The following is a 24,788-nucleotide window of genomic DNA, read 5'->3' as shown; positions in this document are numbered from 1 at the left end:
ACCCGGTGACCTCAGGAGTTGCGCAGGAACCGGTCCAGCACGCGGACGCCGAATCGCAGCGCGTCGATCGGCACCCGCTCGTCCACACCGTGGAACAGGCCGGAGAAGTCCAGATCGGCCGGCAGCTTCAACGGGGCGAAGCCGAAGTTGCGGATGCCCAGTTGCTGGAACGACTTGGCGTCCGTGCCGCCGGACAGCATGTACGGCAGCACCCTCGCGCCGGGGTCCTCGGCGGTGATCGAGGCCGTCATCGCGTCGACCAGCGCGCCGTCGAACGTCGTCTCGACCGGCGGCAGGCCGAGCCACTCGCGCTCCACGTCCGGGCCGAGCAGCTCGGCCAGCTCGCGGTCGAACGCCTCCTCGCGGCCCGGCAGGATGCGGCAGTCCACGGTGGCCTCGGCGAACGACGGGATGACGTTGGCCTTGTACCCGGCCGACAGCATGGTCGGGTTGGCCGTGTCGCGCAGCGTCGCCCCGATCATCCGCGACAGCGCGCCGAGCTTGCCGACCGAGCCTTCGAGGTCGTCCTCGGGGAACTCCAGCCCGGTGATCTCCGACACCCCGGCCAGGAACTCCCGCACGGACGGCGAGAGCACCAGCGGGAACCGGTGCTGCCCCAGCTTGGTGACCGCGGCCGCGAGCTTGGCCACCGCGTTGTCGTTGTGGATCATCGAGCCGTGGCCGGCGGTGCCGCGGACGCGCAGCTTGAGCCACCGGATGCCCTTCTCGGCGGTCTCCACCAGGTAGGCGCGGACGTCGTCCTTCAGCGTGATGGAGAACCCGCCGACCTCGCTGATCGCCTCGGTGACGCCCTCGAACAGCTCGGGCCGGTTGTCGACCAGCCACTTGGCGCCGAACAGGCCGCCCGCCTCCTCGTCGGCCAGGAACGCGAACACGATGTCGCGCGGCGGCACCACGCCGTCCCGCTTGAACCGGCGCGCGACGGCGAGCGTCATCGCGACCATGTCCTTCATGTCCACCGCGCCGCGGCCCCACACGTAGCCGTCCTGGACCGCGCCGGAGAACGGGTGCACGGACCACTCGGAGGCGTCGGCGGGCACCACGTCCAGGTGGCCGTGCACCAGCAGCGCGCCCCGCGACGGGTCGGCGCCGGCCAGGCGGGCGATCACGTTGCCGCGGCCCTTGGCCCCGGACTCGACGTAGGTGGTCTCGTAGCCGACCTCGGCCAGCTTCTCCGCGACCCACTCGGCCGCCGCGCGTTCCCCGACGAGGGTGGCCGCGTCCCCGGTGTTGGTCGTGTCGATCCTGATCAAGTCGCTGGCCAGCGACACGACCTCGTCCTGCGCGAGCCGCAGCCCGTCCCCGACATCCAAGTTGCTCACCCGGTCTTCCTACCACCGTTCACGCGGTGTCGTGGCGGGGTGTGTTCCGCGCCAAGCGGGAAGAGGGCCGTCGGGGGTGTCCGCAGTCCGGTGTGGACGGCGTCGTCACCCGGCGTCCGGGTGCCCGGACGCCCGCACGAGGGCCAACGGGCAGGGCGCGTGGTGCAGCATGGCGTGGCTGACCGAACCGAGCAGCGCGCGCCGCAGCGCCCCGTGCCCGTGAGTGCCCACGACCAGCAGCGCGGCGCCCTCGGCCTGCTCGACCAGGGCTTGGGCGGGCCGCGCGAGCGACACCGCCCGTTCCGCCCGCACCTCGGGGTGCCGGGCGAGCGGACCGGCGAGGCACTTGGCGACCAGGGCGTCCGCGGAGGTCCGGAGCTGGTCGAAGTCCAGGCCGAGCCCCAGCCCCTGCCCCCAGGCGCCGCCCGGCGCCATCGCGTCCACCGGCAGCCCGGTGGTGGCGTGCACGCCGACCAGCACTCCCCCGTGCCTGGACACGTGGTCCACCGCGAAGTCGATCGCGCGGCCGCCCGGCTCGGAACCGTCCACCCCGACCACCACCCGCCCGTCGTCGGCGCCCGCGTCGCGGACCACCACGACCGGCCCGGCGAAGTGCTGCGCCAGGTCGGCCGTGACCGAGCCGGCGAACACCCTGGCCAGGCCCGTCGCGCCGGACGAGCCCACGACCAGGACCACCGCCTCCCGCGCGACCTCGGCCAGCACGGCAGCCGGGTGTCCTTCCAAGGCCTCGGTGCCCACCTCGACCCCCGGCGCGAGCTCCTCGCACTGCGCGGCGAGTTCGGCGAGGTGGTCATCGGTGTACGCGCGGACCGCCTCCTCACCGACCAGCTGGGGCAGCGGCATCGACACCGGCGTCACCACCACCTCGGGGAACGGCCCGCGCAGGACGGTCACGACCAGCAGGCGCACCCCTCGGCTCGCCGCCTCGCGCGCCGCCCAGTGCGCGGCCTGCCGCGACCGCTCGGAGCCGTCGAACCCGACGACCACCGCGCCGCGCCCGGTCGCGCTGTCCGCGGCTCCCAGGGTGTGCGAACCGGCCATCGCCCACCTCCGCTCTCGGCGTGCACCCGACCCCACGGGGATATCCGGAAAGTCGAGGGTGACACTCGAACGGCCGTTTCCGGTACCGCACCGCGCCTCGTACCAATCGCGTGAAACGGCAACGACCACCCCGGCGGCGCACTCGCCGCCGAATTCGCGAGCGGCAGGCGATGGCGCGAACGTGAATTCATTTCGGTCCGGGCGCGAGAGCGCCGGCGGACCACGAGGTCCCGCGGCCCTGCGCACCCCTCAACGTGTGCCGCCGTGGCGGAGGCGACGGCACAACCGCAGGGCCTGGTGACGGCCGGCGTCGTCACCCGGGATCTCGCTGTACCGCGCAGCCAGCCCTTCCGTTCCACTCCTGAGATGCCGTGGCACCTCGCCCCCAACACCAGTGGAACCGCCGCGATCAGGCTACTGGGGGGCCACCATGGAATCAACTGCGGTTGCGGAGTAGCTTTGACCTGCCACCCGCAGTGGAAGTGCTTGCGGGATGAAGCAGTCGTGCGTACGAGGGGTGACCATGACCGCGGGCGGCTCGCGTCTATTCGCCGACGTTCTCGATGAGTTGTGCCTGTGTCCCGGCGACCGGCCGCGCTACACGAATGTGGAACTGGCCGAGCGGATTCGCCTCGACGGCGGCGAGATCACGCACACCTACATCTCGCAGTTGCGCCGGGGTGACAAGGACAACCCCACGTGCCGCACGATCGAAGGCCTGGCCACCGCCCTGGGCGTGCACCCGGCGTGCTTCGTCGGCGGTCGCGCGCGGCTGCGCGAGGGCGAGCGCCCGGGGTGGCGGCGGGGCGCGGTGAAGCACCTGTTCGACACCGTGTACCCGGCCAACCGGGGGCCGTTCTCGCCGGAGGAGGTCGCCGCCCGGATCAGCTACGGCCCGTACGGGACCATCTCGGCCAACTACGTCCGCGAGCTCGTGGCCGGCACCAGCGACAACCCCAGGCTCAAGCACATCCTCGGGCTGGCCGAGGCGTTCGGCGCGGCGCCCGCCTACTTCTTCGACGACGAGCTGGCCGCCCGCGTCGACGAGCAGTTGGAGACCAGGCTGGCCATGGACAAGCTCGGCGTGAACACCGTCATCCTGCGCACCGCGGAGCAACCCCCGCCGCCGGGCGTGCGCAACAAGATCCTGCTCGCGCTGGTCCGCGCGCTGCACCCCGGTGTCCCGGCCGAGGACGCCATCAGGCGCGCGCTGGAACCGGACGGTTCGGCGGTGGCCGCCGATGACGAGCTCCGATGACGGGACCCGCTGACGACCCGGCCGCGACGATCGCCGGACGTGCCCGGGTGGTGACCGGATGAGGGCCAAAACCCTGCGCGAGCTCAGCGACGGGTTGATCCGCGAGCTCGACCTCGACGACTCCGCGACCACCCAGGCGGTGTGCGCGCGGCTGTGCGAGGTGATGGCCCGGCGGCTCCAGCGGGAGATCATCCTGCGGTTCGACGACCTCGGCGCGGGCGGCACGAGCGGGCTGTGGGCGGTCACCGAGGACGAGGTGCACGTCGTCATCGTCACCACGGCCCGCAGCTGGGTCCACCGGTTGCTCATCCTGCTGCACGAGATCGCGCACATGCTGTGCGGCCACCAGCCGCCGCAGCTCGACGCCGAGGAGGGTCGCCGGCTGCTCTACCCGGACCTGTCGCCGTCGATGCTGCGGATCCTGGCGGGCCGGACCGACATGTCCCGCAAGGAGGAACGCGAGGCCGACCGGGTGGCCGGCGTGCTCACCCGGGCGTTGATCGAGTGGGCGGGCCGGCAGCACCCCGAGCCGTCGCCGCCCGACGGCGACGACCTGGCGACGCGGGCCTGGTACTCGTTCGGGTACTCGCCCGAGCGGGGTGCCCGTGGCTGACGTCCAGTACCTGCTCAGCGCGTGCGGCGTGCTGGTGTTGCTGGCGCACAAGTACCGGGCGTTCCGGCAGGCGCCGCCCGAGCGCAGGCCCGCGGTGCTGCCGATCTGCCTGGCGTGCGTGACGGCCGTGCCCGCGTTCCTGTTCCTGGCGCCGGTGGTCGGGGTGACCTTCGACCGGCTCACCGGCGTCCCCAACCTGTCGGTGCTGCTGGTGTACGGCTTCGGCGTGGCGTTCGTCGCCGCGAACCAGGCCATGCTGCTGTACTGGCGGCACCCGCCCGCGCGGGCCTGGCGGACGACCCGGCGGGTGCTGGCCGCCTCCGCGCTGGTCCTGGCCACGATGGTGGTGCTGTTCGCGCTGGGCGCGCCGGCCGAGGAGCACCACGGCGACTTCCCGGCGGCGTTCGCGCGGACACCGCACCTCGCCGAGCTGCTGGTGCTCTACCACGTCACGTACCTGCTCGGGCTGCTCAACGTGGTCCGCCTGTGCTGGCTGTGGGCCGACGAGACGCCGGCGGACCGGCCGTGGCTGCGGCGCGGGCTGCGCATCAACGCCGTCGGCGTGCTGATCGGGTCGGCCTACGCGGCCATCGTGCTCGTCGCCGTCATCGGCAGCTGGTTCGGCGCGGAGCTGGACGCCTGGAGCATCGCGGCGCCAAGGTCGCTCACCCTCGCCGTGCCGGTGGTCGTCGTCGGCGCGAGCATCGCCGCGTGGGGTCCGCGCCTGACGCACTGGCGCGAGCGGCTCAGCCGGGCCAGGGACGCGATCGAGGACCACGTGCGGCTGCGTCCGCTGTGGCGTGAGCTGCGGGCGGTCGACCCCGCCATGCGGCACGTGCCCGCGACGCTGCGGGAGCGGTTCGACCCCGAGCACCGGTTGTTCTGGCGGGTCATCGAGATCAACGACTGGTTGCACCGGCTGCGACCGGGCCACGACCCGGCCGTCGCGGACGCGGTCGGACGGCGCGCCGCACCGCTGCGCCTCACCGAGGAGGAGGTCTCGGCGGTGGCCGAGGCCGCGCGGATCAAGGCCGCGCTGGTGGGCAGGGCCCGCGGGGTGGCGCCCGACGACGACGGACCCGCCGACCAGGACGGCTCCCTCCAGGCCAGGCACGCGTTCGCCAGTGAACGCACCCGGCTCGTGCTGGTGGCCGACGCGTTCAGCGGCCCGCTGGTGGCCGCGGCCCTGTCCGACGCCGGTCGCACGACCGGGACCACGACCCGTCGGTGATCCGGGAAGGAGACCCCGTGCCGAGCACGCACGCACTGGTCCTGGGCGGCAGCCTGGCGGGGATGCTCGCCGCGTCCGCCCTCTCCGCGCACGTGGACCGCGTCACGGTGGTCGACCGGGACCGCTTCGGCGGCGACGGCGACCGCAAGGGCGTGCCACACGCCCGGCACGCGCACGTGCTGATGGCGGGCGGCAGCCGTGCGCTGGACGAACTGCTGCCCGGCCTCACCGCGAGCCTGCTCGACGCGGGCGCGCAACACCTGGGGCTGCCGAACCGGTTGCTGGTGTTCACCCAGTCCGGCTGGCTGCCCCGGCTGGACGAGGTGCAGTTCGTGATCGGGTGCGGTCGGGCGCTGCTCGACCGGGTGGTGCGGCACCGGGTCCTGGCCGCCGGCCGGGTCGACGTGGTCGAGGGCGCCGACGTGGTCGGCCTGCTCGGCGACCGCACGAGGATCACCGGAGCGCGGCTGCGCGACCGCGACACCGGCGTGCGGCGCGAGGTCCACGCCGACTTCGTGGTCGACGCGACCGGTCGCGGGTCGAAAGTCGACCGCTGGCTCACCGAGCTCGGCCTGCCGCCGGTGCGCGAGGACCGCGTCGACTCCGGCATGGTCTACGCCACCTGCGTGTACCGGGTGCCCGCCGACGCGGGCGAGGACTACCCCGGCATCAGCATCCAGGGCGATCCGCGGTCGTCGCCGTTCGGCCAGGGCGGCGCGCTGGTGCCGATCGAGGACCGCCGGTGGATCCTCAGCCTCGGCGGCACGCGCGGCGGCGAGCCGGACGTGAGCCCGGAGGGGTTCCTCGCCTTCGCCCGCAATCTGCGCCACCCCGCCATCGCCGACCTCATCGGCGCGGCCGAGCCGCTCACCCGGCCGTTCGGGTTCCACGGCACCGTCAACCGCCGTCGCCGCTTCGAACGCCTCTCCCCCTGGCCGGGCGGGTTCGTCGTGATCGGGGACGCCGCCTGCACCTTCAACCCGGTGTACGGGCACGGGATGACCGTCGCGGCGCGGCAGGCGGTGGCGCTGCGGGACGGCCTGGCGCGGCACGGGCTCGACGGCCGTGCGGCCAAGCGCCTGCAACGGGAATTCGCGCGCGTCATGGACGACGCGTGGGACATGGCCGTCGCCCAGGACCTCCGCTACCCCGGCACGACCGGGGCGACGCGCGGCCAGCTCGCCCGGCTGCGGGAGCGGTACCTCGACCGGCTCGTCCTGACGGCCACCGGCCGGCCGTCCGTCACCCGGGCCCAGATCGACGCCTACACCCTGTCCACGCCACTGCGGAATCTCCTGCTGTCACCGCGTGTCGTCCTCGGCGCCCTGCTCGGGCCGGGCCGGCCACCGTCGACCGACGCGCCGTTCACCGAGGCCGAGTCCCGGCTGGCGACCCGCGTCCGGGATCCGCGCTGACGCCTCGCCCCGGCCGTGCGCCGCGTCGCTAGGATCCCTTGGCGAGCCTGCAAAACGTGTGGCCCGCTCTCGTTTTCCTCGGCGGAGGGATGAACGTGGCGCAGACGCTCAACGCGGTCGAGGTCGCCGGTCCCCACCGGTGGCGCTGGGTGCTCAGCGCCGGGTCAGGGCGGGTGCTGGCCGATCACCAGGTCGACCTCGACGTCGACACCGCCGAGTACGAGGCGTTCTGCGACCTGGTCGGGCACCTCGACCGGCACCGGCTGCCGCACGACCCGGTCGGGTCGGAGGCGGCGGCCGTCGACCGGGTCGCCGCGTGGATCAGCGAGTGCGTGTTCGGCGCGACCCTGCTGTCCCGGTTGTCCGGATCGGTGCGGGTCGTCGTGCCCCGCGGCGCGGAATTCCTGTTGTCCCGGCCGCTGGAACTGGCGCGGATCAACGGAGTCGCGTTGGCGCGCAAGCAGATCAGCCTGATCTACGAACCCGCCGACCTCGACCCGCCCGTCGACAAGGACGACGTGGTCGGCAGCGTCCGCGTGCTGGCGTTGTTCTCCATGCCCGCGCGCTCGTCGGTGCTCGCGCTGCGGCGGGAGCGCTACGAGCTGGCCCGGACGGTGCGGACGATCGCGGCGAAGTCGCGCAAGGCGATCGAGCTGCGGGTGTTGCAGTACGGGGTGACGCGGGAACGCCTGGCCGAGGCCGTCGAGGAGTACCCCGGGTGGGACGTGCTGCACGTGTCCGGGCACGGCGGGGTCGGCGCGCTGGTGCTGGAGCAGGCCAACGGCGAACCCGACGTGATCTCCACCGAGGAGCTGGTCGAGCTGCTCGGACCCGCGCGCCACCGGTTGAAGCTGGCCGTGCTGTCGGCGTGCCAGTCCGGCGCGGCGGAGGCGGCGACCACGCTGCACACGTTGGGGTTGGACGACCTGGCCGAGCAGGTCGCGCCGGACGACGGCGGCGCGGCCGACCAGGTGGGCCTGGCCCGGGGTCTGGTGCGGGAGCTGGGCATCACCGCGTTGGCGATGCGCTACCCGGTCGCCGACGGTTTCGCCGTCGCGCTGGCCGGTGAGCTGTACCCGAGGCTGTTCGGCGCGGGTCAGCCGGTCGACCGGGCGGTCGCGCTCGCCTTGCCCGGTGCGGTGGGCGAACGGCCGACCGCCGCCGTGCCCGCCGCGTCCATCGGCACGCCGATGCTGGTCGGCGCGGGCACGGTGGGCCTGCGGGTGGCGCCGCCGCCGGGACGCGCGGTCCTCGACCCCTACGCGGAGCGGATGGCGTGGTTCCCACCCGAACCCGAGCGCTTCGTCGGCCGCACCACGGCGTTGGTGGAGGCGAGCACCGCGTTGGCGCCGGAAAGCGGCCGCACGGGCGTGCTGTTCGTCGGCATGGTCGGCGCGGGCAAGTCCGCGTGCGCGTTGGAACTGGCGCACCAGCACCGCGGCCGGTTCGGCGCGCTGGCGTGGTGGCGGGCGCCGGACCAGCCCGACGAGTTCGGCCAGGCGCTGGTCGGCCTGGCCACCGCGCTGGAGACCCAGCTGGACCTCCCGGTGCTCGACGCGGTCGGCAGCGAGGCGGAGCTGCGCCGGTTCCTGCCCCGGTTGGCCGCGGTGCTGCGCGAGGAGGCCGTGCTCCTGGTCCTGGACAACGTCGACACGTTGCTGTCGGACGACGCGACGTGGCGCGATCCGTTGTGGGGCCTGCTCGTCGACGCCCTGCTCGGCCACGGCGGTCTGTCGCGGGTCGTGCTGACCAGCCGGGTGGTGCCCGTGGACCTCGACCGGGACCGCGTGGTGGTGCTGTCGACGCACGCGTTGTCGATCGCCGAGTCGGTGCTGCTGGCCCGCGAGCTGCCGCACCTGGGCCCGCTGCTGCGCGACGAGCCCACCGCCGAACGCGCCGCCGACGAGGCAGCCGACGACCTCGGGCTGGTCCGCCGCGTGCTCAACATGGCGCAGGGACACCCGAAGCTGCTCGAACTGGCCGACCTCGCGGCGGCCGAACCGGGCCGGCTCGCCGACGCGTTGGCCGCCGCCGAGGCGGCCGGTCGCGACGCGCCGGTCACCGCGTTCTTCACCACCGGGGCCAGCGCGCTCGACGGCGGCCAGTTCATCCGGCTGCTGTCCGCGTGGACCGGCTCGGCGTTGGCCGCGTTACCCGCGCCCTCCCGCGTGCTGGTGGAACTGCTGGCGCACCTGGAGGAGGACGAGCGGCGGCCGTGGGTGGTCCGGGTGGTGTGGCAGCTGGTCTGGCGGGAGCTGCACGGCCGCGACGCACCACCGCTGGCGTCGGCGCTGGAGCCGCTGGTGGCCGCGGTGATGGTGGAGGTCGCGGGCGACGACGCGGCGGAGCAGGTGTTCCGGCTGCACCCCGGCGTGGGCGAGGCGATCCGCGCGGGCACCGACCCGGCGTTCGGCGCGCTGGTCGCCGACAAGGCGGTCGAGTGCCTGGCGGCGGTGTACGAGCACGCGCACACCGAGGAGCGGGAGGGCCGGTCCGGTGAGGCGATCGTGTGGGCGGGCCTGGCCGCGACGCCGTACCTGCTGCGCACCGGGCGGCGCGCGCAGGCGGTCGACGTGCTGGCCACCGCGACCGACCGGGACCTGGCACCGGAGACCACCAACCGGGCGATGAGCTACCTGCGCCGGATGATCGCCCGCGACCAGGACGACGTCGAGCACCCCGCCGTGACCGCCCTGTACGCCAAACTGCTGTCCCGCAGCGATCCGCAGGCGGCGGCCGGGATGTTCACCGACCTGATGCGGGTCGGCGTGGACACCGGGCGGTTCGACATCGCGTCGGTGGCCGCGTCGGAGTGCGTGGAGATCCTCATCGACCACGGCGACCTCGAAGGCGCGCTCGACCTGGCCCGCGCGCTGCCGGCGTTCAGCGACCTGGCCGGGTACGGCCCGTGGACGCGGGTCGCCGACGCCTGCGTGGAGCTGTCCGTGCTGACGAGGATGGGGCAGCACCACGAGGCGGCGTCGCGGGCCGTCGAACTGGTCGACGTGGTGGACGGGCTGGACGACGACGGCGGCGAGCCCGAACGCGTCACGCCGGTCAGCACCCGCGGGGTGGTCCTCAGCACCGCGTTGGCAGCCGTCACGCACTTCGGCGACTGGGACGTGGCGTTGCGGCTGTGCGAACGGATCGACGCGCTGCACGTGCGGCGCGGCGCGACCGACCACGAACGGGCCCGGTTGCGGCTCAACACGGCCGTGGTGCTGCTGGCGCTCGGCCGCGTCGCCGAGGCCGAGGACGTGCTGCGGCACAGCCAGGCCGTGTTCGAGGACGCCGAGGACACCGTGCTGCTCGGCGAGGTGTTCCGGCTGCGGGCCAAGGTGCGCGACGCGCTGGGCCGACCCGACGACGCGCTCACCATGGCGCAGGCCGCGTTGCGGTACTCCTACGTCAACCCCGGCCCGGCCGTCCTGGCCCAGGGGCACGACCTGGTGGCCACTTGCCTGGCCGCCACCGGAGGGCCCGCGCGGGTGTGCGCGGCGCACCGGGCGGCGGCTTCCGTGCTGCGCGCCGCCACGTCCCACGCCGCCCGCGGCACCACCGTCGTGCAGCTGTCCGACCTGCTGGAGCACGGCCCGGACCTGTTCCCCCGCACGCTGGACGAGATGGTGGACACCGTCGAGCGGATGCCGGGCGTGCGGCTGGGCGTCGTGCTCGGCGCCCTGGTCCCGGACGACGACGAGCGTGCCGAGCTGTTCGACGAGGTCGTCTCCGTGCCCCGGGAGAACCTGCGGATCGGCGCGGAGGCCCTGGTCGACCACCGCGAGCAGCGCGACCTGCTCCAGGCCGCCATCCGGCAGGCCGAGGACGGTGAGCTCGACCCGGACCTGGTCGGCGAGCTGGACGAGGCGAGCCTGGAGATCTTCACCGCGGTCCGCGCCCTGCGCCACCGCGACGACCGGCGGCGTTCCCGGGCCACCCAACCGCCCGGCGAGCCGCGGCTGTTCGGCGCGCAGGTCGTGCCCGCCATGGGCGATCACCGCGGCGGCATCCACTTCACCGACTTCGTGGAGCTGGACGGGCGACCGGTCGCCGTCACCGCGGACGAGCAGGCCGTGCGGACCTGGGACCTGCGCACGCACCGGCAGGTCGGTGAGCCGCTCACCCGCCCCGGCCACCGGCTGTGGGCGGCGGCGGTGACCGTACTGGACGGGCGGCCGGTCGCGGTGACCAGCCACGGGCCCGGCCTCGACCTGTGGGACCTGACCACCGGTGGGCACCTCGTCGAGGTGGTGGCGCCGTACCGGTGGCGGGTCCGTGCCGCGATCTCCGCCGTGGCGTGCACGGTGTGGAACGGGCGGGCGTTGGCCGTGACCGGGTCCTACGACTCCACCGTGCGCCTGTGGGACCTGGACCGCCGTGAGCAGGTCGGCGCGCCGCTCACCGGCCACGAGGCGGTCGTCCGCGCGATCGCGTTCGGCGCCGTGGACGGGCGCCTGGTCGCGGTGAGCGGCAGCGAGGACACCACGGTCCGGGTCTGGGACGTGGCCCGGCACGAGCAGGTCGGCGTGCTGCTGGGCCACGACGACCACGTGGAGGCGGTCACCGCGGGAGAGCTGGACGGCACGCCCATCGCGATCAGCGGCAGCCGCGACGACACCATGCAGGTGTGGGACCTGCGGGAGCACCGCGAGCTGGGCGACTACTTCGACGGCCACGAGGACCCGGTGGACGCGGTCGCGTTCGGCGTGCTGCACGGCAGGCCGGTCGCGATCAGCGGTGGCGACGACGAGGCGGTCCGGCTGTGGGACCTGCGGACCCGTGAGCAGGTCGGCCCGGCGCTGACCGAGGGCCGGGTCGCCATGGGCATCACCGCGGTGGCGCTCGGCGAGTTGGACGGCCACCCGACCGTGCTGGCGGGCGACCGCGACGGGGTGCTCCGGGTGTGGAACCTCGACGTGCACCGGGAGATGGGCCTCGACGTGCCCGCCAGGTTCGCCGCCGAGCTGCCGTCCGAGTGGACCGACCCGGAGACGGGCGAGACCTACGACCTGACCGAACCGATCGTCGACGACGAGGGCTCGCCGTGGGTGCAGGTCGACTTCGACGGCTTCGAGCCGATCCTGGCCGAGCCGCGCAGCGTGGGCGTCACTCTCAACCTCCGCGACGTCGACGGCCGGTACGGCCTGGACAACATCGTCACCCCACCGCGTCAACCACCGTCCGGAGTGGACTGAAGCACGACCGCCTCCGCGGCGCCGATCCGCTCGAAGATCGCCAAGGCCTGGCGGAAGCAGTCGGCGGCGGTGTCGGGGTCGGACAGCGCCGTGGCGCAGTGGCCGAGTCCGTCGAGCGCCCGGGCCTGTTCGATCGGCACGCGGATCTCACGGGCTATGTCCAACGCGAGCGCGTGCCGGTCGCGTGCCTCGTGCGGCGCGGCCGTGGCGAGCAGGAGGACGCCCTGCTGGTTCAGGGTCTCGGCCACGCCGGCGCGGTGGCCGATCGCCCGGTAGACGTCCAGGGCGTGCTGGAGCGCCCGGGCGGCGGCCGGGAGGTCACCGGCGACGCGGTAGGCCGCACCCAGTCCGTTGAGGCCGACGGCCTGGCCGAGCCGGTCGCCCAGCGCGGCGCTGGCGCGCAGGGCGGACAGGTGGGTCTCGATCGCCTTGCCGGGATCGCCGGTCAGCCGCCACAGCGCGCCGAGGTTGTTCAGCGAGAACACCTCGTTGAAGGTGTCGCCCAGCTCGCGGAAGTCGGCGGCGGCCCGGGACAGCAGGTCCAGCGCGGCGGCGTGGTCGCCGGTGGCTCGCCGCACCAGACCGAGTTCGGCGAGCGCGTCGGCCTGGCCGTGGCGGTGGCCCAGCGCTTCGTAGAGCTCCAGCGCCCTGGTGTGCGCCTCGGCCGCGGCGGCGAGCTCGCCCTGTGCCTGCCGCACGATGCCGAGTTGGTTCAACGCCAAGGCCTCGTCCGCGCGGCTGCCCAGGACGCGGGCCAGTTCCAGCGCCTGTGCGTGCGATTCGGCCGCGCCCGCGTAGTCGTCCAGTTGACGCCGTGCGATACCCAGGCCGATCAGGGCGACGACCTGTCCCGGCAGGTGGCCGAGTTCGCGCTGGAGCCGCAGGCCCTCCCCCAGCGTGTCGATCGCCGCGCGGTAGTCGCCGGCCCGCTGCCGGAAGTGACCCAGGTGCACCAGCCCGGTCGCGGTGCGGGCGTCGTCGCCGAGCCGCCGCGCCGCCCGGACCGCGATCTCCTGGACCTGCACCGCCTTGTCCCACGGCCCGACCGTGTCCAGGATCGCGATCATCACGCCCGCCAGGTCCACCACGTGGCGGTGCTCGGCCCGGTTCGCCGGGTCGAGCAGGCAGGCGATCAGGTTCGAGTGCTCGGCCCGGATCCACGCCCACGCCTCGGCCGTGGTGGTCAGGTGCGAGTCGCCGGCGCCCAGCGGCCGGGGAGGCGGGATCCGCTGGGGGGTCGACCCGCCGTCGTCGCTGATCAGGTAGTCGGCGACGGCGGCGGTGCGGTGGTAGTAGGTGAGCAGTCGGTCCAGGGCCCGGCGGTTCTCGGCCTCGCCGTCGTCGCGGCCCAGGGCGCGCGAGTGCTCGCGGACCAGGTCGTGCATCCGGTAGCGGTCCCGGGACGGCTCCTCGACCAGGTGGTCGTCGTACAGGGCGCGCAGCAGCGCGCGGGCGTCGAACAGCGTGATGTCGGCCAGCGCGGCGGCGCTGTGCGCGTCCAGCTCGACGCCGGGGTGCAGGCCGAGGCGGCGGAACAGCAGGCGGCCGTCGGCGGAGAGGTTGCGGTAGGACAGGTCGAGCGCGGTGGCCACGGCGACGTTCTCGGCGCGGGTCTCGCCGAGCCGGTCGCGCGCCGTGCGCACGTCGTCCACCAGGTCTTCGACCGTCCACGACGGGTGGTGCCGCAGCCGGCCCGCGAGCAGCGAGATCGCCAGCGGCAGGTGGCCCGCCAGCCGCACCAGTTCCCCGACCGACGCCGCCGCGTCACCCCCGTCGGCGACGGCCGCGATGTCCTTGCGGCCGGACAGGCGGGCGAACAGCGCGGCGCCGTCGTGCGGCGGGAGGGTGCCCAGCGTCAACGTCGCGGCGTTGTCCAGCGAGGTCAACCGGCGGCGGCTGGTGATCAGCGCCAGGCACCCGCCGGTGGGCGGCAGCAGGTGCTCGACCTGTTCCGCGCTCGCCACGTCGTCCAGCACGAGCAGCACGCGCCTCCCGGACAGGTGGTCGCGCCACAGCGCCGCCCGGTCGTCCAGGTTGGTCGGCACGTGCTTGGCGTCGAACCCGACGCCGCTGAGCAGCGACGCGAGCGCCTCCGACGGATCACGGGGCTCGCGTCCGTCGGTGTGCGCGTGCAGGGGCAGGAACAGCCGGCCGTCGGGGAAGAGGCCGGCCATCCGGTGGGCCGCGTGGACGGCGAGCGCGGTCTTGCCGACGCCGGCCATGCCGTCGAGCGCGAGCACCGCGGGCTGGTCCCGATCCCGCGCGGCGGCCAGCAGCCACGCCACCTCGTCCGTGCGGCCGGTGAACGCGGTGGTGTCCCGTGGGAGCGTCCGCCGCACGCCCGGCCGTGCGTCCGCCTTCGGCTCGTCGCGCGGTGGTGCCGTCCTCGGTGGTGCCGTCCTCGGTGGCGCGGCGGCGGTGACGGGACGCGGGTCGTCGGGCAGGGTGATCCAGCCGACCGCCGAGGTTTCCTTGAGCTCCACGCTCACCGGTTCGAAGGACCGCGCGCCCACGGCGCTGTGCCGGACCACCTCGTCGTAGAACCACGACGACACGATCACCGCGAGCACACCGGACGAGCCCGCCAGCGCGGACCTCACCGGGTCCGAGTCGAGCAGCCGGAACGCGAGGTTGATCGCCGCCGCCGTCACCCCGTGGTCGTCGTAGCGGATCTCGCCCGCGTGCAACGCCATCCGCAGCCGGATCCGCTCCTCCGGCGCGTGGGCGGCGTTGTGCTCGCGCAGCGCACGGGCCAACTCCTCCGGCAGCCGTTCGACGAAACGGGCCTTGGGCACGTCCGGTGGTGCGAGGACGAACACGCCGTCGCCCCGGTCCTCGCGATCGCACCGCCGCCACGGGATCCCGGCCTTGCCGAACGCCCGCCGCAGGGCCCGGTACACGCCCGCGCGCACGGCCACCTGGTTGCGATCGGTCCGGTCGGGGTCGCCGAACATCTCGACGTCGACGACCAGGATCGTCCGGTGGACCGCGGATTCGATGCGCACCATCCACGCCACCTCGCCCGACGGGATCGGAGCAGTGTGCCTGCCGCGTCATTCGAAGATACCCGAATGCCTTGCGAGCCTGCCCCTGCCGCCGCGAGTCGACCCCGCACGTTTGCGGGCACGGTCGATCGGTGTCCGCGCGGTGTTCGTGCGCTCAGTCGTGGGCGGCCTGCTTGAGCCTGCTGTCCGCGAAGTGCAGCCAGTCCGACACCGCCACGGCGGACAACGCGGTCGCGGCGAGCCGGGTCGCTCGCGGCGCGAACACCAGACCGGCCGTGAGCGCCGTGGCGATCCACACGCCCGAGCAGAACGGGCAGGTCACCAGCTCGCCGGCCGCGTGCCGGACCCCGTCGCCGCGGACCGACTCGTTGACCTCCGCGGGCCCGGCCGGTCCGTCGAACCGGGCGAACGGCGCGCGCAGCACGCTCGTCACCGCGGCCTTCGTCAGCAGGCGGCTGGCCTTGTGGGTGGCCAGCGACAGGAGGGCCACGTCGCTGACGGCGACCCGTTCGGGCAGGCGCACACCGGCCCGGCGGCCGGCGACGGTGGCCCCGGCGACGAGCGCGCCGTACGAGCAGAGGGTCGCCAGGTATCCCCGCAGTGGACGCTGCTCGCCGGCGGAGTAGGCGGAGCTGATCCGCCGGAAGACGTCGGTCATCGCCATGGCCGAGGTGTAGCCGGGATCAGCCGGTTCAAACTCGTGCGGACGGGGCATGCGGCAGAGGTGGGTCGCCGGGCGCGCGATCCCTCCGACAAGGCTCGTCGATCAGATCGGAGTGGCCTGGGAGGTCGCGAACAGGTCGTCGAACACCCGGGCGCGGTCGAACGACATGGCGTGCGCCCTGGCCTGGTCCTCCATGAACCGCCGCTGTTCCGGTGACATCTCCAGCACCGCCCGGTCGATCGCGGCGGCGATGCCCGCGACGTCGCCGGCCTCCACGATGATCGCCGTGCCGCCGACCGCCTCACCGGTGCCGCCGGTGGTGGTCGTGATCACCGGCCCGCCGCCCGCGAGCATCTTCTCGGCCAACGCGATGCCGAACGTCTCCACGAAGTCCGGCTCGGGCTTGGTCGGCAACGCGTAGGCGGCGCAGCCGCGCATCAGCAACGGCTTCTCGTCGTCGTCCACGTCCGACAGCAGCACCACCCGCTCGTCGTCGCGCGTGAGCGCCCGGATGTCGTCCAGGGCCGGACCGTTCCCGGCCACGACCAGCTTCACCCGGTCACGGGCCCGCGACCGGGTGAACGCCGTCACCAGGTCGTGGACGCCCTTCGCCCGCGCCACCCGGGACAGGAACAGCACGTAGCCGTCGCGTTCGAGGCCGCGTCGCGCGAGGGCGGCGTCGACCCGCGCCGGGTCGAGGTCGAGGTAGGCCGAGGTGTCGATCGGCGGGTAGCTGACCGAGACCCGGGCGCGGCACTCGTCGGCGAGGCGGGTGCCGCAGTGCGCGTCGACGGCCTCGGCGGAGGCGATGATCTCCTGCCGGGTGTACTCCGACACCGCGATCACCTGGTCGTTGGCCAGGAACGTGGTGAACAGCGCCACCGCCGCGCCGAACCGGTTCTCGCGCAGGCACGAGCGGATCACGTTGGTGACGTCCGAACCCACCGCCTTCGCGATGGTGCGGACGTCGGGCGCGAACCCGGCCGCGCGCGCCGCCGCCACGGCCTCGCCCACGACCGCCGTGTGCGGCGCGAGGTACATCGACAGGCACGTGGTCGGCACCGGTTCGGCGAGCAGCTCGACCAGGCGGCCGGTGAGCCCGGCCACGTACCGGCCGTCGGGCACCCGGTAGTCGCCCACCGGCTCGGGCCGCTCCACCGTGATGCCCGCGCTGTAGGGCATGATCCGGTCGAGCGGCTTGAGCGGCAGCCCCGCCGCCTGGAGGGCGGGTATGGGCCACGTCAGCAGCCGCACGTCGTCGAAGCCTCGGGTCAGGGCGGCCTCGGCCAGGTTGCGGGCCTCACCGGAGTGACCGCAGATCACCGGATCGGCCCGCACCACGATGACGAGGCGGCGGTTCGGCCTGCTCATGTGCTGGCTCCCGTCGCGGGTGAGTCGGACAGTGACGGTGGTCGGACTTCGCGGCCCCACGCCGACGGCTCGGGGCCGAGTTCGAGTTGCAGCCGCCCGCCCGCGTGGATGTCGGTGGCACGCAGGTGCGCGACGTCCAGCGGTCTGCCGTTGAGCCGGGCGGACTGCACGTACTGCGGTGGTGGCACCCGTTCCAGCCCGTCGGAGCTGACCGGTGTCTCCCGGTGACCCCTGGTCTCGACCACGAAGTCGCGGTCGCCGACGTGGACGGTGGCGCGCGCGAACGCGGGCGCGTTGACCAGGAACAGGTTCTGGCCGGCGATCGGGAACAGCCCGAGCGAGGCCCACACGTACCAGGAGCTCAGCCCGCCGGAGTCGTCGTTGCCCGGCAGCCCGCCGGGGCCGGTGCCGAACTGCCAGGTCAACGCGGCGTGCACGACCTCGGCCGTGCGGTCCGGGCGGCCCGCGTAGTGGTAGGACCAGGGCGCTTCCATGTCCGGTTCGTTGTTGAGGCCCTCGAACCGGTTCAACGCGTAGCCGACCGCCATCTCCGCCGGGTCGGGCAGCCTGCCCGGCTGGGTCACCGGCGCCGCGCCGTAGCCGAAGAACGCGTCCAGCATGGTGACGAACGCGTCGTCACCACCGGCCATCGCGATCCTGCCGGCCATGTCGTGCATGAGCCGGAACGAGTAGTTCCACTTGCCGCCCTCGTAGAACGACGAGTCGCGCAGCAGGCCGGTGGCCGGGTCGAACGCGTTGGTCCACAGCAGGCTGCGCGCGGCGAGGTCGTCGGCGAGCCGGCCGTCGTTCAGGGCCCGCGCGACGCCCGCGGTGCAGTGGTAGGCGTAGGCGAGGTCGAGGGTGTGCGAGATCGGGTGCACGACGCCGTGCTCGTAGAAGTCCTCGCCGTACAACCGGCGCAGGTCGGCTTCCATGTGCACCAGCGCCCAGTTCCAGTCCAGGTCGCCGAGGCCCAGCGCGTGCGCGTCGGCCAACGCGGTGTGCACCAGGGCGCTGGCCTGGCGGAAGAACCGGTCCGCGCCGCGCGCCATCCGGTACCCGATCGGGAAGTTGCCCTCCTCCTCGCACACCCGGATCAGCGACTCCAGCAGGTCGACCGCCCGGTCCGGCACGATCGCGGCGAGCAGCGGCACCTGGGTCTTGTAGATGTCCCACATCGTGCAGACGTCGAAGGCGAACGGCCCGGACGTCGGCCAGAACGGGCTCTCGTCGTCGGCGAAGCACGGTTTGACCAGCGAGTGGTACAGGGCGGTGGCGAACACCTGCCGCCGGGCCGGCGACCCGCCCTCGACCTCGACGCGGCCCACGTGGTCGCGCCACCGCTCCCTGGTCCCCGCCCGGATGACGTCGAACGCGGGAGGGCTCTCGCCGCACTCGCGGTGCAGGTTGCGCTCGGCCTGCTCGCAGCCGCGCAGCGAGAAGCCGATGCGCACCTCGACGCTCTGCCCGGCGTTGGTCGGGCCGATGAACAGCAGCCCGAACGGCCGCAGCGTGGTCTGCCGGATGCGGTCGAAGTCCAGCCGGGTGCCGCCCTCGATCAGCCGGCGGTCGTGCCAGAGCATCTGGCGCCACCCCGGCGAGTCGACCTCGATGTGCACCGAGAGCGGCACGCCCTCCACGACGACCGTGCCCTGCGCGCGGCCGTGCCCGAGGCTCTCCACGTGCGCCCGCAGCGGCACCGTGCGGCCGTGGTCGATGGCCAGCCCGCCGCACGACAGGTCGACCACGATCCGGGCGGCCCGGTGCTCGGGGAACGTGTACCGGTGGACCGCGACCTTGGCGCCGACGGTGATCTCGCAGCGGACGCCGGTGTCGAGCGTGGCCGCGTAGTACCCGGCTTCGGCGACCTCGTCGTGCAGCGGCCAAGCCTGACCGAGCGTGTCCAGCTGCTGCACCATCGGGGTCACCCGGACGTAGTTGTAGTACTTGCGGATCGCTCCGGTTCCGGACTGCTGGAAGTGGGTGAACCCGGAGGCCTGCGGCCGGTCGAACATCTCCTCCGGCAGGCCCTCGGTGTTCTTCGTGTACCGCCCGTAGCCCGTCGGGTAGGCGCCGGAGTAAGCGCAGGCGGAGACCATCCCGAGCGGGGAGGTCGCACCCGGGTGGGTGTTGCCGATCTGCGCTTTCGGCCACCACCAAGTAGCGGCGAGACCCTGCGCCGCGGGCAGGGAGGTCGCCGCCGTTCCGATGAAGGGATCGATCTCGTCGAGGATGACGAGACTCTAAATCGGCGCGAGACCGCCGATGGTTTCCGCGACGTGAACTCGGCGGGAACGCCGTGTCGATCACCCGGTCGGGGGGCGGGACGATCCGGGACGGCCGGGACCGGTCCCCGTCATGCGTGGTCCGGCAGTCGGCGGGCGACGTCGGCGGGCGACGGCATCCGGGCGATCTCCTCGGCGATGGCGCGGGCGGCGGCGGCGTGCTCACCGTCGCGCGCCAGGGTCCGCACGTGGTCGGCGATGGCGTCCGAGCCCAGTTCGCCCGGGAGCAGGCGCAGCCCGGCTCCGGCGGCGCTGACCGCGTCGGCGTTGGCGAACTGGTCGGCGCCCTGGGGCAGCATCAGCTGCGGCACGCCCGCGGCGAGCGCGCCGAGCGTGGTGCCGCTGCCGCCGTGGTGCACGACCACGTCCACGTGCGGCAACAACTCCGCCTGCGGCAGCCACGCGTGCACGGTGACGTTGTCCGGCACGTCGCCGAGCTGGTCGGGCCGCACCCGGCCGGTGGCGACCACCACCCGCGCGTCCAGCGCCGCCAACCCCTTGACCGCCGTGGCCAGCAGCTCCGCGGTGCCGAACGCCGTGCCGAGGGTCAGGTAGACCAGGGGTTGCGAGGCGCGCCGACCGTCCCACGCGGGCAGCGCGCCGGGGTCGGCGTACCCGACCGGGCGCAGCTCGATCCGGTGCTGGGTGGCCACGAAGTCCCTGTCCTGCAACGACGGCGGGCAGATGTCGACGTGCGGCAGGCCGGGCGCCTCGGCGTTGGTCGTCGGCAGTTCGAGGCCGATCCCGTCGGGGAACAGGCGGCCGAAGCCGTGCCAGAGCCCGGGGATGCCCGAACGGCGGGCGGCGACCGCGGCCCCCGGCACTCCCCACCCGTGCACCACGAGGTCGGGCCGCAAGCGCGCGAGGTCGGGCTCCAGGTCCTCGGGTACATCTCGTAGAACGTGTCCGCGGGGCGGAACGGACGCAGCCCGTTGGCGGCCAACGGCGCGTGCACCTCCTCGCCGACGGCGAAGTGCACCTCGTGCCCGGCCTCCCGGGCCGCGATCGCGAGCGGGATCAGCGGATAGGTGTGACCGACCGACGCGAGGGCGGCGAACAGTACGCGCATGGCGCCGAAACTACGCCGTCCGGGTGCCGCGGCTACCCCGTTTCGTCACGAACGCGCCCAGGGGTCGATCGGCACCACGTCGGTGATCCGGCCCGTTTCGTCGAGCAGGCAGCCCATCCGCTTGACCGCGCGCAAGGTCACCGCGCGATCGGTGAGGGTGAGCGCGGGCAGTCGCCTGGCGAGTTCGGCCTCCAGGCGTTGGATGTCGCCGAGGGAGCGCAGCCACAGCGTCATGACGAGGTTGTCGGCGCCGGTGACGGCCGCGCACAGGCGCACCTCGGGCAGTTCGGTCAACGCGGTCGCGGTCCGGTCCAGCTCGTCCGGCGGCACCCTGGCCCAGAACGTCGCGGCGATCGGCCACCCCGTGACCGGTTGGGCGACCTCGCACCGCAGCGACAGCAGCCTGCCGTCGACCATCTCGTTGAGCCACCGGCGCACGGTGGACCCGCTCTTGCCGGTGCGGGCCGCGATCTCGGCCGCGGGCATGCGCCCGTCGTCCAACGCGCGCAGCACCTCCCGGTGGTGGGGTTTCCAGACCGCACGGCCACCGGTCGGCTGGACCGGGTGGGCGGGCTGCGCGCGCCGCCGCGGTTCGAGCGCGCCGAGCCGCCAGCGGTTGCCCTCGCCGTAGACGGTGGTCACGGTGTGCGTCCTGGTCCGGCGCAGCCCAGGCAGCCCGTGCAGTTGGTGCAGCACGACGTGCGACAACGTGGTGAGGTCGGGGGTCAGCACGGTCAGGAACAGGTCCCGACCACTGCTGATGATCGAGATCGAGGCGATCTGCGGTACCCGCGACAGCACCTCGACCGCGTGCGGCCGGGCGGTCGGCTCCAGGTCGATCTCGATGAACGCGTTGCAGTGGTCCTTGGCCCACAGCCGCACGTCGGGGTAGGCGGTGACCCGCGCGGCACCCGCACCGACCAACTCCTGCCACCGCCGTGCCGCGGTGACCGGGTCGATGCCGAGCGACCGGCCGACGTCGTGCCAGGTGGCCCTCGGCGCGGCCTGGAGGGCGTGGACGAGCCTCAGGTCCGTCTCGTCGGGTGCGAACGAATCCTGCACTGGTGGCCATCCCCTGAGCGATCTCGGCAATTGTGGCGTCGAGCGTGACACCCGACGTGATCCTCGGGCAAGTACCCGCCCCGAAGCCGAGGAGAGCTCCATGACCGTGCACGAGGACGCCGTCGCCCTGCTGGACGAGATGGTGCGCTTGCGCCGACGACTGCACGCCGACCCCGAGATCGGCCTGGACTTACCGCGCACGCAGGAGAAGGTGCTCGCGGCGCTCGACGGGCTGCCCCTGGAGTTGTCGTCGGGAGACGCGCTGACGTCCGTGACGGGTGTGCTGCGCGGCGCCCGCCCGGGACCGGTGGTGCTCCTGCGCGCCGACATGGACGCGCTGCCGGTGCGGGAGCGCACGGGGCTGGACTTCGCGTCCCGTGTGGACGGTGCGATGCACGCGTGCGGCCACGACATGCACACCGCGATGCTGGTCGGCGCCGCGCACCTGCTGGCCGCCCGGCGGCACGAGTTGGCCGGGGACGTGGTCTTCATGTTCCAGCCCGGTGAGGAGGGGTGGGACGGCTCGGCCGCGATGATCGCCGAGGGCGTGCTGGACGCGGCGGGCCGCCGGGCGGCGGCCGCCTACGCGTTGCACGTGTTCAGCGCCGGTGTGCCGCACGGCGTGTTCTCGGCCCGGCCGGGCACCACGATGGCGGCGTCGGACGGGCTGGAGGTGACCGTCGTGGGTTCGGGCGGGCACGGCGCCCGGCCGCACCGCGCGCAGGACCCCATCCCGGTGGCGTGCGAGATCGTCACGGCGTTGCAGGCCCTGGTCACCCGCCAGTCCGACATCTTCGACCCGGTGGTCGTCACCGTGGGGTCGTTCCACGCGGGGACCAAGCGCAACGTCATCCCCGACACCGCGCGGTTCGAGGCGACCGTGCGCACGTTCTCCGCCGCGGCCAAGGCCCGGATCAAGGACGCGTCGGTCGAGCTGGCCCGGTCGATCGCGCGGGCGCACGGCCTGCGCGCCGACGTGACCTATGTGGACGGGTACCCCATGACGGTGAACAACCCCCGGGAGACCGCGTTCGTCGCGGACACGATCACCGAGCTCTTCGGCCACCGCTACCGGCCGCTGGCCAACCCCATGCCCGGGGGTGAGGACTTCTCCCGCGTCCTGCGCGAGGTCCCCGGCACCTTCATCCCGCTCGGCGCGGGCGACGGCACCACCGACAACCACTCCCCGCTCGCCCGGTTCGACGACGCGGTGCTGCCCGACGGCGCCACCGTCCTGGCCGAACTGGCCCTGCGCCGGGGCCGCGACGGGACGGACCGGTGAGCCCGCGCGCCGAGGGTCGGCCCGGTCCGACAACGACCCCGGCCCGCGATCCGTCGACCGGGGTCGGCGAGTCCGTCAGTTGGGTGGGAAGCCAAGGGCCGGGAGGAGTGCCTCGTCCACGATCGCGGCCACTTCGTCCGGGGTCGGGATGCGGGCCAGGTCGAGGGAGAGCTTGAAGACCATCGCCTCGCCGATCTGGGTGGTGATGGGGGTCAGCCGGCGGGGGTCCAGGCCGCCGTTGGCGGCGTAGTGGCGCAGGACCGTGCTGGTGAACGTGCCGCCCCTGGGGTCGAAGACCTCGGTGTAGAGGGCTTCCGCCAGCTCCGGGTAGCGGTGGCGCTCGGACATGATCGCCAGCACGGCGGTCGCCGCCGGGGTCCGCATCCAGTCGGTCAGCACGGTGAGCGCCGCGATCAGGTCGGTGCGCAGGTCATCCGCGGCCGCGGTGGGCACCTCCACCGGGTGGGCCTGGGCCACCGCGTCGACCAGCAGCTCGTGCGGGCTGGCCCAACGCCGGTAGAGGACGGTCTTGGCGGTGGACGCCCGGCGGGCGATGCCCTCCATGCCGAGCTGACCCAGCCCGACCTCGGCGAGTTCGGCGAGCGCGGCTTCGTGGATGGCGCGCACCAGTGCCTCGCCGCGCCGCCGCTCCGGCGCCCTGGCGACCGCTTTCTCCATGTCACTTCCATCTCAAGACACGGTGCCGTAGCTTATCCTCTCGATAAGCTACGATGCCGTATCCAATTGGGGTGTTCCGTTGTCCACATCTTCCGCCACGCTCCCCCGGCCGCTCACCGGCGGACGTGCCCTGGCGCCCGACCTGGCCCGCGGCGCGATGCTGCTGATGATCGCGCTGGCCCACGCGCACATGTACCTGTCCGGCCACCCGACCGGTTTCCGGGCATACGCGCTCGACGGTGGCACGCTCGACCGCGTCGTCACCGGGCTCCAGGTGGCGCTGGTCGACGGCCGGGCCATGCCGATGTTCGCCGCGCTGTTCGGCTACGGGTTCGTGCAGCTCGCCGGCAAGCAGACCGATGACTGGCGTGCCACGCGCAAGTTGTTGCGCAGGCGGAGCCGGTGGTTGCTGGTGTTCGGGTGCGGCCACGCCCTGCTGCTGTTCTTCGGCGACATCCTCGCCGCCTACGGGTTGGCCGGGCTGCTGATGGTCGGTGTGCTGCGGTGGCGTGACCGCGCGCTGCTCGTGCTCGCCGGCGCGTGGCTGCTCGTGCACGCCGGCGCGGCGCTGGTCAACGGGATGCGGATCGCCGAGTTCGGCGGCCCTTCGGGCATGGTCGCCGCGACCGACCCGGTGACCGCCCTCGGCGAGCGCGTGGCGTTGTGGGGTGCGCTGACGCCGATGCTGGTGGTGGAACTGGTGATCCCGTTCGTGCTCGGCGTGTGGGCCGCCCGCCGTCGCCTGCTGGACGAGCCGCACCAGCACGTCCCGGTCCTGCGCTTGACCGCTCTCGTCGGGATCGGCCTGGCCGTGCTCGGCGGGGTCCCGTTGGCGTTGCTGGACGCGGGGGTGTGGACGCAGGCGCCGGTCGCCTTGTCGGTGCTCGCGTACGTGCTGCACGGCGTCACCGGGCCGGCCGGAGGCGTGGGTTGCGCGGCGCTCGTGGGGCTGGTCGCGGCCCGCGTCACCCGGCCGGGTCGGGTGCTGACCGCCCTGGCCGCGTGCGGACGGCGATCCCTCACCTGCTACCTGTTGCAGTCCGTGGTGTTCGTGGCGGTCTTCGTGCCCTACGCGGGCGGGCTCGGCACCGAGTCGGGCACGGCGGCCGCGTCCGGGATCGCGGTCCTCACCTGGCCGGCCACCGTCGTCCTGGCCGACGTGCTGCGCCGCGTGGACCGCGGTGGTCCGGCCGAATGGCTGCTGCGGCGACTCACCTACGGCCGCCGTGGTTTCGAAAACTCTCGATAACCATTG

Annotated in this window: 15 protein-coding genes and 1 pseudogene; 7 read left to right on the top strand and 9 right to left on the bottom strand. The window is 73.7% G+C overall.

All coding sequences use genetic code 11. The features are described 5' to 3' along the window. Positions 1-11 precede the first annotated feature (11 nt). Together ACYVLT_RS07545 and ACYVLT_RS07540 are read right to left on the bottom strand one after the other, a co-directional pair. Positions 12-1,334, bottom strand: a complete 1,323-nt coding sequence (locus ACYVLT_RS07545) for a M20/M25/M40 family metallo-hydrolase (RefSeq protein ID WP_461119566.1) — start codon at positions 1,332-1,334, stop codon at positions 12-14. 114 nt (positions 1,335-1,448) lie between these two features. After that, positions 1,449-2,405 (bottom strand): universal stress protein, encoded by a 957-nt coding sequence (locus ACYVLT_RS07540; RefSeq protein ID WP_461119393.1) that lies wholly within the window; start codon positions 2,403-2,405, stop codon positions 1,449-1,451. Between the two features lie 523 nt (positions 2,406-2,928). Here ACYVLT_RS07540 and ACYVLT_RS07535 point away from each other — a divergent pair. From ACYVLT_RS07535 to ACYVLT_RS07515, 5 genes are all read left to right on the top strand, one after another. Then, positions 2,929-3,663, top strand: a complete 735-nt coding sequence (locus tag ACYVLT_RS07535; protein ID WP_461119392.1) for a hypothetical protein — start codon at positions 2,929-2,931, stop codon at positions 3,661-3,663. 58 nt (positions 3,664-3,721) lie between these two features. Continuing rightward, positions 3,722-4,276: a hypothetical protein gene (locus ACYVLT_RS07530; RefSeq protein ID WP_461119391.1), complete on the top strand. Its 555-nt coding sequence runs from the start codon at positions 3,722-3,724 to the stop codon at positions 4,274-4,276. After that, positions 4,269-5,507, top strand: coding sequence for an MAB_1171c family putative transporter (locus ACYVLT_RS07525; protein WP_461119390.1), 1,239 nt, complete (start codon positions 4,269-4,271; stop codon positions 5,505-5,507). Before ACYVLT_RS07530 ends, ACYVLT_RS07525 begins: the two co-directional genes overlap by 8 nt. A gap of 17 nt (positions 5,508-5,524) precedes the next feature. Next, on the top strand, positions 5,525-6,922 hold the full coding sequence (locus ACYVLT_RS07520; RefSeq protein WP_461119389.1) for an FAD-dependent oxidoreductase: 1,398 nt from the start codon (positions 5,525-5,527) through the stop codon (positions 6,920-6,922). Positions 6,923-7,011: 89 nt separating this feature from the next. Then, positions 7,012-12,117 (top strand): CHAT domain-containing protein, encoded by a 5,106-nt coding sequence (locus ACYVLT_RS07515; protein WP_461119388.1) that lies wholly within the window; start codon positions 7,012-7,014, stop codon positions 12,115-12,117. Here ACYVLT_RS07515 and ACYVLT_RS07510 read toward each other — a convergent pair. The 6 genes and pseudogenes from ACYVLT_RS07510 to ACYVLT_RS07485 form a co-directional block, all read right to left on the bottom strand. Continuing rightward, positions 12,093-15,125, bottom strand: a complete 3,033-nt coding sequence (locus ACYVLT_RS07510; protein WP_461119387.1) for an ATP-binding protein — start codon at positions 15,123-15,125, stop codon at positions 12,093-12,095. The two genes, ACYVLT_RS07515 and ACYVLT_RS07510, sit on opposite strands and share 25 nt — an antisense overlap. 151 nt (positions 15,126-15,276) lie before the next feature. After that, a complete protein-coding gene (locus ACYVLT_RS07505; protein ID WP_461119386.1) occupies positions 15,277-15,786 on the bottom strand; it encodes a DUF1360 domain-containing protein in 510 nt (169 codons plus the stop codon). A 102-nt stretch (positions 15,787-15,888) separates the two neighbouring features. After that, positions 15,889-17,157 carry a glycosyltransferase gene (locus ACYVLT_RS07500; protein WP_461119385.1) on the bottom strand — a complete coding sequence of 423 codons (1,269 nt, stop codon included), beginning with the start codon at positions 17,155-17,157 and terminating at the stop codon, positions 15,889-15,891. After that, positions 17,154-19,367 carry a glycoside hydrolase domain-containing protein gene (locus ACYVLT_RS07495; RefSeq protein ID WP_461119565.1) on the bottom strand — a complete coding sequence of 738 codons (2,214 nt, stop codon included), beginning with the start codon at positions 19,365-19,367 and terminating at the stop codon, positions 17,154-17,156. The genes ACYVLT_RS07500 and ACYVLT_RS07495 overlap by 4 nt, the downstream gene beginning before the upstream one ends. Positions 19,368-19,513: 146 nt before the next feature. Continuing rightward, positions 19,514-20,511 (bottom strand): annotated as a pseudogene (locus ACYVLT_RS07490) (glycosyltransferase). A gap of 45 nt (positions 20,512-20,556) precedes the next feature. Further along, the gene (locus ACYVLT_RS07485; protein WP_461119384.1) at positions 20,557-21,573 is read right to left on the bottom strand and encodes an Lrp/AsnC family transcriptional regulator; all 1,017 of its coding nucleotides are present in this window, start codon (positions 21,571-21,573) and stop codon (positions 20,557-20,559) included. Positions 21,574-21,673: 100 nt separating this feature from the next. On the opposite strand from ACYVLT_RS07485, the gene ACYVLT_RS07480 reads away from it, so the two are divergent. Then, complete coding sequence (locus ACYVLT_RS07480) at positions 21,674-22,855, top strand: M20 metallopeptidase family protein (protein WP_461119383.1); 1,182 nt, start codon at positions 21,674-21,676, stop codon at positions 22,853-22,855. Between the two features lie 75 nt (positions 22,856-22,930). Here ACYVLT_RS07480 and ACYVLT_RS07475 read toward each other — a convergent pair whose 3' ends face one another. Then, a complete protein-coding gene (locus ACYVLT_RS07475; RefSeq protein WP_461119382.1) occupies positions 22,931-23,533 on the bottom strand; it encodes a TetR/AcrR family transcriptional regulator in 603 nt (200 codons plus the stop codon). Between the two features lie 79 nt (positions 23,534-23,612). Between ACYVLT_RS07475 and ACYVLT_RS07470 the strand changes: the two genes are divergently transcribed. After that, positions 23,613-24,782 (top strand): DUF418 domain-containing protein, encoded by a 1,170-nt coding sequence (locus ACYVLT_RS07470; RefSeq protein ID WP_461119381.1) that lies wholly within the window; start codon positions 23,613-23,615, stop codon positions 24,780-24,782. The last annotated feature ends 6 nt before the right edge of the window (positions 24,783-24,788 follow it).

The sequence above is a fragment of the Saccharothrix stipae genome, from assembly GCF_054781895.1.
This window is presented reverse-complemented; position numbering and strand designations above follow the sequence as displayed.